The sequence below is a fragment of the uncultured Flavobacterium sp. genome, assembly GCF_963974175.1.
GTDB lineage: Bacteria > Bacteroidota > Bacteroidia > Flavobacteriales > Flavobacteriaceae > Flavobacterium.
Map to the genome: position 1 here is coordinate 317848 of NZ_CAXBBR010000003.1, position 12310 is coordinate 330157.

The 12310-nt window shown below is 33.4% G+C and carries 13 protein-coding genes; 11 read left to right on the plus strand and 2 right to left on the minus strand.

Translation table 11 applies throughout. From position 1 onward, the window contains the following. The first annotated feature begins 112 nt into the window (after positions 1 to 112). From AAC069_RS06560 to AAC069_RS06575, 4 genes are all read left to right on the plus strand, one after another. On the plus strand, positions 113 to 1063 hold the full coding sequence (locus tag AAC069_RS06560) for a D-2-hydroxyacid dehydrogenase (protein ID WP_339919682.1): 951 nt from the start codon (positions 113 to 115) through the stop codon (positions 1061 to 1063). A gap of 93 nt (positions 1064 to 1156) precedes the next feature. After that, entirely contained in the window at positions 1157 to 1717 is a 561-nt protein-coding gene (locus tag AAC069_RS06565) for a hypothetical protein (protein WP_339919684.1), read from the plus strand. A 112-nt stretch (positions 1718 to 1829) separates the two neighbouring features. Next, complete coding sequence (locus tag AAC069_RS06570; protein WP_339919685.1) at positions 1830 to 2267, plus strand: DUF6146 family protein; 438 nt, start codon at positions 1830 to 1832, stop codon at positions 2265 to 2267. Between the two features lie 32 nt (positions 2268 to 2299). After that, positions 2300 to 2602 (plus strand): DUF6787 family protein, encoded by a 303-nt coding sequence (locus AAC069_RS06575; protein ID WP_339919686.1) that lies wholly within the window; start codon positions 2300 to 2302, stop codon positions 2600 to 2602. Between the two features lie 6 nt (positions 2603 to 2608). Here AAC069_RS06575 and AAC069_RS06580 read toward each other — a convergent pair whose 3' ends face one another. Then, positions 2609 to 2908: a hypothetical protein gene (locus AAC069_RS06580; protein WP_339919687.1), complete on the minus strand. Its 300-nt coding sequence runs from the start codon at positions 2906 to 2908 to the stop codon at positions 2609 to 2611. After that, on the minus strand, positions 2908 to 3456 hold the full coding sequence (msrA, locus tag AAC069_RS06585) for a peptide-methionine (S)-S-oxide reductase MsrA (protein ID WP_339919688.1): 549 nt from the start codon (positions 3454 to 3456) through the stop codon (positions 2908 to 2910). The genes AAC069_RS06580 and msrA overlap by 1 nt, the downstream gene beginning before the upstream one ends. A gap of 247 nt (positions 3457 to 3703) precedes the next feature. Between msrA and AAC069_RS06590 the strand changes: the two genes are divergently transcribed. The 7 genes from AAC069_RS06590 (at position 3704) to AAC069_RS06620 (ending at position 12298) form a co-directional block, all read left to right on the plus strand. After that, the gene (locus AAC069_RS06590) at positions 3704 to 4366 is read left to right on the plus strand and encodes an ABC transporter ATP-binding protein (protein WP_339919689.1); all 663 of its coding nucleotides are present in this window, start codon (positions 3704 to 3706) and stop codon (positions 4364 to 4366) included. Between the two features lie 159 nt (positions 4367 to 4525). After that, positions 4526 to 5290, plus strand: coding sequence for a TIGR02757 family protein (locus AAC069_RS06595; protein WP_339919690.1), 765 nt, complete (start codon positions 4526 to 4528; stop codon positions 5288 to 5290). Positions 5291 to 5660: 370 nt separating this feature from the next. Then, positions 5661 to 6020, plus strand: coding sequence for a response regulator transcription factor (locus tag AAC069_RS06600; protein WP_339919691.1), 360 nt, complete (start codon positions 5661 to 5663; stop codon positions 6018 to 6020). Between the two features lie 5 nt (positions 6021 to 6025). Further along, positions 6026 to 7132, plus strand: coding sequence for a hypothetical protein (locus AAC069_RS06605; RefSeq protein ID WP_339919692.1), 1107 nt, complete (start codon positions 6026 to 6028; stop codon positions 7130 to 7132). A 12-nt stretch (positions 7133 to 7144) separates the two neighbouring features. Further along, a complete protein-coding gene (locus AAC069_RS06610) occupies positions 7145 to 8578 on the plus strand; it encodes a glycosyltransferase (RefSeq protein ID WP_339919693.1) in 1434 nt (477 codons plus the stop codon). 10 nt (positions 8579 to 8588) lie between these two features. Then, entirely contained in the window at positions 8589 to 11036 is a 2448-nt protein-coding gene (locus AAC069_RS06615) for a sulfatase-like hydrolase/transferase (RefSeq protein ID WP_339919694.1), read from the plus strand. Continuing rightward, positions 11033 to 12298: a YaiO family outer membrane beta-barrel protein gene (locus tag AAC069_RS06620; RefSeq protein WP_339919695.1), complete on the plus strand. Its 1266-nt coding sequence runs from the start codon at positions 11033 to 11035 to the stop codon at positions 12296 to 12298. Before AAC069_RS06615 ends, AAC069_RS06620 begins: the two co-directional genes overlap by 4 nt. Positions 12299 to 12310: the final 12 nt, after the last annotated feature.

Consider the following 12310-nt stretch of genomic DNA (forward strand, 5'->3'; position numbering starts at 1 on the left):
AAATATTGAATGATTTAAGGATTTGAATTGTCAATTTATAATCATTCACTACATTAAATAATAGATTGAATCTTTAAATCTTTAAATTTTCCAATCTTAAAATATAAATAAAATGAAAGTATTAGCAAATGACGGAATTTCAAAAAGTGGAATTCTAGCTTTAGAAAAAGGTGGATTTGAAGTAATAACAACAAAGGTAGCGCAAGAACAAGTAGCTAACTTCGTAAACGAAAATAACGTTGACGTAGTTCTTGTAAGAAGTGCAACTAAAGTTCGTAAAGATATTATTGATGCTTGCCCAGGATTAAAAATCATTGGTCGTGGTGGTGTAGGAATGGACAATATTGATGTGGATTATGCTAAAAGCAAAGGAATTCACGTGATCAATACTCCAGCATCTTCATCAGAATCAGTAGCTGAATTGGTTTTTGCTCATTTATTTTCAGGTGTACGTTTCTTGCACGATTCTAATAGAAATATGCCTCTTGAAGGAGATTCAAACTTTGATGGTTTGAAAAAAGCATACGCTAATGGAGTTGAATTAAGAGGAAAGACTCTTGGTATTGTAGGTATTGGTCGTATTGGTCAAGCTACTGCAAAAATGGCTCTTGGATTAGGTATGAAAGTTATTGCTGCAGATAGTTTTATCCCGCAAGTAGACGTAAAAGTAGCATTCTTTGACGGACAATCTATCACAACAACAATCGTTTCTCAATCATTAGAATCTTTATTTAAAGACGCTGACTTCATTACTTTACACGTTCCTGCTCAAGATGGTTACATCATTGGAGAAAAAGAACTAGCTATCATGAAAGATGGTGTAGGTATTGTAAACTGTGCTCGTGGTGGTGTTATTGACGAAGTAGCATTAGTAAAAGCATTAGACAGCGGAAAAGTTTTATTTGCTGGATTGGATGTTTTTGAAAACGAACCAACTCCTGAAATGACTATACTAATGAATTCTAAAATCTCATTGACTCCACACATTGGAGCTGCAACTGGAGAAGCTCAAGATAGAATTGGAACTGAACTTGCTTCACAAATTATCAGTTTATTGAAGTAATTATTTCAAGTAAATACAAAAAGGGGATTATTAATTTTATTTAATAATCCCCTTTTTTTTGTAAATTGTAGTTAAATCTAATAAAATCTAAAAATGTTCGATCAATTAACACAATTAGCACAACAGTTTGGAATAGATGCAGTAGTAAAAAATGATGCTATCCCAAATGAGCAAAATGAAGCAGTAATAAATGAAGCCAGCTCTTCAATAGTTGCTGGATTACAAAAAATAGTTTCAGAAGGCAACGTAAGCCAATTAGCAGAGTTATTCCAAGGAAATAATGCTCAGGATAAATCTAATCCAGTAGTACAAAAGCTTACAGAACAACTTACGGGTAACTTGGGAGAAAAATTTGGATTGAATAGCGCGGCGGCTTCAGGGGTAGCGGCTAGTTTAATCCCACAAATTTTGAACTCACTTGTAGGAAAAGCTAAAGATCCTAATGACTCTAGTTTTGAAATTTCAGATATTATTGCAGCCATCTCTGGTAAAGGTGATAGTGCTGGAATTATGGAAGCCATTTCTAAATATGGAGGCCAATTTGGCTTAGACCAAAATGCAGATGGCAAAGTAGATATGAATGATGCCATGGAAGCACTTAAAAAGAATGGTGGCGGCTTTGGTGATAGCCTGGGAAGTTTATTTGGGAAGTAATAAAAGTTATATTTTCAAAAAGCCAGTTTTCAGAGATTACTGGCTTTTTTTATGTTAAATAATTAACTTACAGTAATTTAATTTTGTAATTTTAAGATTCAATCTATCCATTATGAAAAACATATCCTACGTCTTGCTTATTCTTTTGGTTACGGTACTAAGTTGTAACTCTGTCAAAAATACTGACGCGAAATATGACAAGTTAAATTCTTCGATGACAAACGATACAGTACGAATAGCTAATGATGCACTAGAATATGAAGTAATTATAATTGACGCAGGATTTAGCACTTGGCTTGCGTCAAGATCTTTCCCACGCAACTATCACTCCCAATCTTATTTAGAGAACAAAAACATATTGTGGGTTGGCGAATGGAACAGAAGAGTACTACAACCATTCAGTTACAATCGAAACCTCTATGAAATGACCATTAACTATGATCAAAATGTTGATTATGGATATGAGGTGAATTATTTAATTTACAACTATATGGTCTATTTTCAAAATACCTTTAAACAAAAACTTTTTGGCTATGTTCCTCCAAGATAATGTTACTATATTTGTAATCATTATAAATAAAAATGAAGGAATTAAAAAAACGTTGGAAAATTGAATCCAATTTTCAACTTGCCATTATATTTATCGTCTTTGCGATAACCGGTTCTACTTCGGCCTGGTTATCAAAACCCGCTTGTTTTTGGTTGGGAATTATGAAAGAAGATTTTGGATTTTGGTACACACCCGTTCGGCTGCTTATAATTTTTCCTTTATATCAAGTCCTTTTGGTCTTAATCGGATCACTTTTGGGGCAATTTAAATTCTTTTGGGATTTTGAAAAGAAAATGCTTAAAAGAATGGGGTTGGGTTTCCTTTTTAAGCAATAAACGAACCTAACTCCCGCTCTCTTTTTTTATAATATAATTGTATACCCACATTAGCGTAAAAGAGGGAATAAAATCTGTAAAAGGAAATATTTCTTCAAGAAATGTTACAACTCCCCCTACTTTCCCTGCCGTTCCTTTATACATTCTCGTCATCAAATAAGCTGCTATTGGTGCCCAAATAACATCCGAAAACTCACCAACCATAGGTACCGTAAAGGACAGCATTCCAATTGCATCAAACAAAATACCTAAACCTAGATTTTTATTTTTAGTATTTCTATTAACCTCTATCACTTCTTTCTCCATTACTTTTTAAGTTTATCTTTATAAACTTTTTTTAACTTTTCTATTTTGGGAGTAATGATATACGAACAGTAGCCTTGAGTTTTATTATCATTATAATAATTCTGATGATAATCTTCCGCTTCATAAAATTTTGACGCTGACGAAATCCTGGTTACAATACGCTTCCCAAAAGTATCCTCTTTTGTCATTAAATCAATATAGTCTTCAGCTGTCTTTTTCTGCTCCTCGCTGTGATAAAAAATTTCACTTCGATACTGCGTGCCTACATCATTTCCCTGACGATTTATTGTCGTAGGATCGTGAGTGGCAAAAAATATTTCCAAAAGTTCTCCAAATGAAATTTTTTCAGGATCAAAAGTGATCTCAATTGCTTCTGCATGCCCTGTTTCGCCTCCACATATTTCTTTGTAAGTTGGATCAATCGTCTTTCCGCCAATGTAACCTGAAATAACGCTGTTTACACCTTCTAATTCTAAGAATACAGCTTCTGTACACCAAAAACAACCTCCTGCAAACGTAGCTACTTCTATTCCTTCTTGTATATTCATTGTATTAGTTTCTTTAATTTAAGGTAAAACAACCTCATTTTTATTTCGACTGATGTGAAATTGATATTACTTTCAGCTTAATTCTAATATACCTTTTCCCAATAACACATTATAATTCAAATTTAGGCTATTAAAAAGACTCCCCTATTTCTTATTAACTAAATTTTATAGTTTGTCTCATGAAAATTATTTTGTCTGCCATTTAATATTCATTTAAATCTTTGTTTCTTTGCAGAAATTGCTTCTTATGATATATGCCAAAAATTTGCACAAATATTACGACCAACTCCATGTTTTAAAAGGAGTGGATTTACATATTAAAAAAGGAGAAATTGTTTCTATTGTAGGCGCTTCCGGAGCCGGAAAAACAACTCTTTTGCAAATCCTTGGGACGCTGGACAAGCCTTCAGTAGAAAAAGAAATTGAACTTCGCATCAATAATGAAGATATTCTAACGATGAATGATAAAAGCTTATCCAAATTTAGAAATTTGAACCTCGGTTTTATATTCCAATTTCATCAATTACTACCTGAGTTTACAGCGTTAGAAAACGTGTGCATTCCCGCATTCATTGCTAATAAACCCAAACAAGAAACTGAAACTGAAGCAAAAAAATTGTTAGATTTTCTTGGGTTATCGCATAGGCTTAACCACAAACCTAATGAGCTATCTGGAGGGGAACAACAACGAGTAGCAGTGGCCCGAGCATTGATAAACAAACCCGCTATAATATTTGCAGATGAGCCGTCTGGTAATCTTGACACCGCATCAGCAGAAAACCTGCACCAATTATTTTTCAAATTACGTGATGAATTTGGTCAAACTTTTGTGATTGTAACCCACAATGAAGAACTAGCTAATATGGCCGACAGAAAACTCGTGATGGTTGATGGCCAAATTAGTAATTAGGAGCTATTTCCAGCTATCCGCTACAATCTTTTTACCTCGTCCTAAAAACGAGATAAAAAGGATTTTCACTTCTATCTGGGCTAAGCTTATTTGCTATCATTAATAATTTTTCCACAATTTGTGTAAATCTGTTTTAATCCACGTTATCCAGTTCCCAAAATGAACAAATCAGAACTTAAAGATTTTCTCGACGAAAAAGTACTTCAATACAACACACTCGATTTCATAGAAAGTGATCCAGTACAAATACCTCATCTCTTTACTCGAAAAGAAGATATCGAAATTGCAGGCTTTCTAAGCGCTACAATTGCCTGGGGGAATCGTACCATGATTATCAAAAATTCTCATCGCATGATTGATTTGATGGGTAATGCCCCTTTTGACTTCGTGATGTCTCATTCTGACGATGATTTACAAAGACTAGAGACTTTTGTACATCGCACTTTTAACGGACAAGATTTTAGCAGTTTTATAAAAAGTCTTCAGAATATTTATCTCAACCACAATGGCCTTGAAGCTGTTTTCTCTAAACATCAAGAGCCAGCATCAATTCAAAAAAGCATCTCTGAGTTTAAGAAAACTTTTTTTGAAATCCCACATCAGTACCGCACACAAAAACACGTATCAGACCCTATGAAAGGCTCCGCCGCAAAGCGCATTAACATGTATTTGAGATGGATGTGCCGCCAAGACAACAAAGGAGTTGACTTGGGAATATGGAAGAGTATTCCCCCTGCAATTCTGTCCTGTCCTTTGGATGTGCATTCCGGTAATGTCGCCCGAAAATTAGGACTCTTAACACGGAAACAAAATGATGGCAAAGCAGTTGCCGAATTAGACGCTAAACTGCGAAAACTTGACCCTACCGATCCTGTTAAATATGACTTTGCACTCTTTGGCTTGGGCGTTTTTGAAGGATTTTAGTTAAAAAATCACACGTATCCCTATTACATTAATTTTGTTTTTTAAGTGCCTTTTCTTTAAAAAAGACCAAAATCAGAAATCATTCGCCTTGTTTTTAACAGATTTATTCCTACATAAATAACAATTAAATGCGTTTAATCGATATATTTGGCACTTTATCGTTTGGCGTAAAACAAATTACACTATTTTAGCATTGTACAAATGCTGAAATTTGTTTTTGTTTTTTATTATTAAACTATTATAATTGAATACTTTAACAAACGAGATCGATAATTGTAAAAAAAAACAAAAACCTAAACCGAAAGCATTACGTATACATTAGTAGAATAGTTAATCAATTTTACCCTGAATTTATTATACAAAAATTAACATGAAAAAAATTTTACTAGCCGAAGATAATTCGATGCTTTCGTTACTACTTAAGTTCCGATTAGAGAAAGAGGGATACGAGCTTTTGATTGCAGAAAACGGAAAAGAATCGATCGCATTGATTGAAGAGCACAGTCCTGAATTAATTCTAACTGACATTATGATGCCATTTATCAGTGGATTAGAAGTAATTAGTCACGTTCGTAATACATTATTTGCTAAAACTCCCATAATCGTTTTTTCAGCATCTGGTCAGGAAGAAGTTGTACTTAAAGCCTTCAAACTAGGCGCTAATGACTTTATGAGTAAACCGTTTAGCCCTAATGAATTAATGAATCGTGTACAGCGAATTTTACGTTAAACAATATGGTTGCTTTTAATTATTTAATTGAACTTTTTGAAAAATCTGATTTAATCATTGAATTTGTCTGGTTTCTTATTGCTATGCTATTGTTCTTAGTTATTGCAATCATAATCTACCTGAAATATTTAAGAAGTACTTTACGCAGAAATGAAAAGTCAAAAAATAAATTAGAAAAAGAATTTGAAACCGCCATAATCACCTATTTGTATGCCGGTGATGATGATAGTAAAGAAATTAGTTCAGATCAACAATTAATCATTGAACAACTAAAAAAAGGAACAAGCAAACCGTATAGGAAAGATATCTTAATTGCAACAATGTTGAAACTAGGCTATGAAATTTCTGGAGAAATGGCTGAGTCTATTGATAAGCTCTACATTCAAACCGGTTTAAAAGAGTACAGCCTATCCAAATTAAAAAATAAAAAATGGAATTTAATTGCTGAGGGAATTAGGGAGCTTACCCTTTTTGAAGTAAAAGAAGTCCAACATTTAGTTAAAGAGCATTTAAATCACCCTAAAAGTGAAGTGCGTAGTGAAATGCAATTGTACCTCGTTAATTTATTTCATTTTAAAGGTCTGGATTTTTTAAACGAAATAAAAACTCCAATATCAGAATGGGATCAAATTCAATTACTGGAAGTGCTTCAGTTATATAAAACTCAGGAAATCTCAGATATTTCGTCTTGGTTAAAGTCATCAAATGAATCTGTAGTTTTCTTTTCATTGAAACTTGCTAAAATCTACAACCAATACGGCGTAAAAGAGGAACTTATTGCTCTTTTACAGCATCCAAATGTTAACGTAAGAGTTGAAGCAATCCACATTATAAGCCACCTCGATATTATAGAAGCAAAAATAGAGTTAAAAACTAATTTTAACACACTCGATTTAGAAGAACAAATCGCTTTTTTCGCAATGATAGAAGAGACATACGAATTGGCCGACAAGCCATTTATACTGGATAATATCCTAAATCCAAATTTCGAAATTAAATACTCTGCACTTAAAATCTTAAAAGAATTAAGTCAGGATGAATTTAATAGTTTTAAAGATTTGTCTTTAGACCCTCAGTTTATAAAAATTATTAATTTTGTCGAATCAAATTAATTGTTTTTTTAAATGCAAAATACAATCCTTGTTATTCGTTTTCTATTTTTTCTATACGGTTTTATGCTTATAGGCTCTTATATTGTCCTGGGAATTATATCTGTAATAGAGAGTATCGAGTACATGAAAAAGAACAGCTTTGTTAACTATAACAAAATATTATCCTCTAACATTTCTCCCTCTATTTCCATTATTGCCCCAGCATATAATGAGAGTTTAAATATTATTGAGAATGTAAGATCACTACTCTCCTGCCACTACGCTAATTACGATGTAATTATCGTAAATGACGGTAGTAAAGATGATAGCCTCGAGAAACTTATTGAAGCCTATAACCTGGTTAAAGTGGACTTCCTCATTAATGAACAAATACCTACCCAACCAATAAGGGATGGAATATACAAATCAACTAATCCGGCATTTGAAAAGTTGATAGTTGTTGACAAGGAAAATGGAGGAAAGGCTGATGCGTTAAATATGGGTTTGAATATCAGCACGAACAAATATGTTGCTTGTATAGATGTAGATTGCTTGTTAATCGAAGATGCGCTACTTAAATTAATCAAACCTTTTTTAGAAACGACGGACACGAAGGTTATCGCCGCAGGCGGTGTAATCAGAATTGCAAATTCATGTATTATTAAACAAGGAAAGTTAATCGACGTTAACCTTCCTAAAAACATGATGGTACAAGGACAAATTCTGGAATATTTGCGAGCATTTTTATTAGGAAGAATGGCGTGGAGCAGGTTAAATGGCTTGCTCGTTATTTCAGGTGCTTTTGGATTATTTGATAAAAAGATAGCAATTGAAGTGGGAGGTTATGACATTCATACTGTAGGGGAAGACATGGAAATCATTGTTCGTATGAGGCGATATATGGAAGAATTGGAAAACAAACCGAAATATAAAGTTGCCTATATCCCCGATCCTCTTTGTTGGACTGAGGCCCCTGACAATTATAAAACATTTATCTCCCAAAGAAACCGCTGGACTCGCGGTACTATAGAAACACTTAGAAAACATAGAAAAATTGGTTTAAATAGGAAATACGGCGCTATGGGACTCCTAAGCTATCCTTATTGGTTTTTATTCGAAAGACTGGCACCTATAGTAGAAATCCTCGGTCTGTTGTATTTTGGCCTTCTTGTTTTTTTTGGTAAAGTCAGATGGGATTACACTATTGCTTTCATTCTTGTAGCCTATTTATTCACCGTATTATTTTCGATAATAGCCATCATTTCTGAAGAGCTTACCTATCATCAATACAAAAAAAAGGGAACAGGTTTAAAACTGGTTATAATTTCTTTCACAGAGCCTTTTATCATTCATCCTTTTATACTATATTCCGCAGTAATGGGGAATATCGATTACTATTTCAATAAAAAAAAGAAATGGGGAGCAATGACAAGAAAAGGAATGAGCAACACACAAACAAAAAATTAGTCTAAAAAATATGGAGAACACAGAGAAAAAAAAGAATGCATTTTCTTTTAAAAATGGCTTTAGATATATTTATCTAACACTCTCTTTAATATTTACTTTTTGGCTAATCACAATATTTGAAATCTACTCTAAAACTGCAAGCGGAATTCAAATACAAGACCTTACAACTACGTTATCATTTAAATTATTAAATGATTTCTGGACAGGATTAATAATTGGTTTGTTATTCTTACCCTTATACCTTGCTTTTGTATTCGTTAAGAAGCCTATAGATGAAATACTGATAAAAGTACTGTTTTGTTTGATTATAATTGGCCAATTTGCATTAGTAAAGTACAGCCTGACTACACTTATCAACTTGGGAGCTGACATTTTAGGCTACTCGATGGACGACATGTACACTACTGTAACGGCTTCAGAGTCTTTATCTTACCTCTACTTCTTGCCTTTTGTTCTTCTTCCAATGGTTTATTTAGGTATCAATAGTGCCTTCGTTAGGTTTACCACTAAAAAGGGGATTTACATTACTGCAGCTGTACTTGTTTTAATTTTGGGAGGTTTAAAGCTATTTATACCTGATGTTTCGGCTTCGAATTATCAAAACAAAATGTACTTTTTTACAAGCGATATTATCCGCTTTCAAAATGACAAAAGCTTAACAGACACTGATAATTTATTCTACAAAAAGGAATATCCCTTAGTACAGCCTTTTAGTTCTACACCAGATGTTTTAGGTCCGTTTTTTGATATTCACGAAGAAAAACCAAATATCGTAATGATCATCGTAGAAGGTTTAGGGAGCGAATTCATTGGACAAAACACCTATAGAGGATTTACACCTTTCTTAGATTCTATGATTCCAAAATCACTTTATTGGGAAAATTTCATTAGTAATGCCGGAAGAACTTTTGGAGTTGTTCCCTCATTGTTAGGTTCTTTGCCTTACGGCGAAAAAGGATTTCTAGAGCTTAATCCATTACCATCCCACACTTCTTTGATTAGTATTCTAAAAGCAAACCAATACACCACTTCTTATTATAGTGGAGATGAATCCAGTTTTGACCGAAAGATTAATTTCTTAGAATACAACGGAATTGATAATGTGATTGATGTAAATAAATTTGGTTCTGGCTTTACCAAAACAAAAGAAAATTCAGGTGGATTCTCTTGGGGATATCCCGATGCAGAGATATTTAAAAAAACACTTTCTGATTTAAATGGCAAAAAAGAGCCGCGCCTAGATATAATCATGACCTTATCGAATCATGAGCCATTTGATTTCCCTTCAAAAAATGTATATCTAAAAAAGGTCGATAGCATTGCAAATGCTAATCCTAATTTAGGAATAAACAAAGGAGAGATTAAAGCGTACAAAGATATTTTTGCCTGTCTTTTGTATACTGATAATTCTATCAAGAACTTTATGCAATCGTATGCCAAAAGACCTGAATACAAAAACACCATATTCATAATTACGGGAGATCACAGGTTAATTCCTATCAATCAAAAAGACAAATTATGTCGCTTCCATGTGCCTTTGTACATCTACAGTCCGATGCTAAAAAAAGCAGAAAGCTTTAAATCTATTTCTTCTCATTGGGATGTAACTCCTAGTTTAATTTCATTTTTAATGAATAATTATAAATTAAACAAAATGGAAAAAACTACATGGATGAGCCAAGGTCTAGATACTGTCAAAAAATTTAGAAACATTCACCAAATTCCTTTAATGCGTTACAAAGGAAGTATAAATGACTATATCTATAAAGACTACCTATATTCTGATGGAGAATTGTTTAAAATCAACGCCAATTTCGACATTGAAAAAATAAATGATGCAGCGCTATTAAAAACGATTGGAGACTCTTTAAATGAAGCTAAAAAATTAAATGCATACCTGACTAAAAAGAATAAAATTATATCCAATGTCCTCAACATCTATACTCAGCCTGCTTTCCAGTTTTCTGAGCAAGAAATGGTTACAATAAAAAAACTTACCAAAGGATTAAGCTACGATGAAATCTTTTTCCTTGCCCGTGATTTTGCCTTTAACAAAGAGCATAAGAAAGCTCGATTATTGTGTAATTACATTCTAAACGAACTTCCTAATTATGGTGACGTACGTACTTTAAAAGCGCGAACATTAGCATGGGACGGCGATTATCCTAAAGCGGAAACAGAGTTGTTGAATGTGATAAAAAGAACTCCATACTATGAGGATAGCTACCTAGCCTTAATGGACGTTTACTGGTGGTCCGACCAAAATAGTAAAGCGATTACAATTGCAAAACTAGCTTTGAAAAATGAAGTAAAAAGTCCAGAACTGAGTGTTAAACTCGCTCAGGCATACCAAAGAACAAATGCAATTCCTAAGGCTGAAAAAATCATGGATAGCATTATAAAAAAATATCCTAAAAACACGGAATACCTTAAAATCAAAAAATCCTTTAAAGAATGATTTCAAAAATAACGACCAAACTGTCTTTTATACTTTCTTTTTGTTTTGCAATACATATGCAAGCACAAGAGAAAATATATAATGGTAACCCAGATACCTCTTTTGAAACTGCTCGAAATCTAGCTTTTAATCAAGAACGGAAACAGGCGCAAGATACACTTAGGCATATTATAACAAAATACCCTGACTATCACGACATCAGAACTTTCCTGGCTACTACCTATTCTTGGGACGGAGACTATAAAAAAGCAAGGACTGAGTTTGCCTATGTTATAGATAAAGACCCTAAGAATAAAGCAAACTGGGTTGCTGCTATAAAAAATGAATCTTGGAGTGAGTCGCCATTTGTTGCTTTAGAAATGTCAAAAAAAGCATTGAAATTTTTCCCAGAAGATTCTGAACTTCTTTATTTGAAAGCATCCGCCGAAAAAAGTACGAATAACCCACTTGAGGCCTTAAATAGTATTGAATCAATATTGGATAAAAATCCAGAGGATGAAAATGCACTAAGCTTCAAAGCAAATTTAAACCAAACGCTTAGAAAAAATACTATTGGTATAACTGCGGCTGTAGACTTGTACTCTGAAGTTTTTGACCCCATGCAATACTATACGCTAAACTATAGCCGACAAACAAAATACGGTACTATTATTAGTAAATTTAATTATAATCGACGGTTTAATGAAAATGGAACACAAATCGAATTTGATTTGTACCCTAAAATAGCAAACGGACTATATGCTTATTTAAACATTGGTTTTGCCAACACTTTTCTTTTTCCCGATTTAAGATACGGTGCGGAATTGTACAAATCATTACCGCATAGTTTAGAAGCCTCACTGGGATTCCGTTCTTTAAAATACAGTACAACCACTAACATATATACCGGTTCGATAGGTTGGTACACCGGAAACAGCTACCTATCTTTTCGCCCCTATATTACTCCGGGAGATAATGGAACTAGTACTTCTGGAACATTTACGTATAGAAAATACAGGAGTGATGCTGACAATTATTTTGGTGCTATTTTTGGTATGGGTTTTTCCCCTGAAATTAACCAATTCAATTTCAGCGGAAATGAAGGTGCAGTTGTAGATTTGAAATCTCAAAAAATAAATGTGGGGTATTATTTTACATCTAATAATAAAGTAAATGCTTGGGGAGCACAGTTTGGTGTAACTCATCAAGAGATCACTTTTGATCAAGGCAATTACTTTTGGATTTACAATATTACTTTGACTTGGGATCTCCGATTTAAATAAAAAAAAACATTT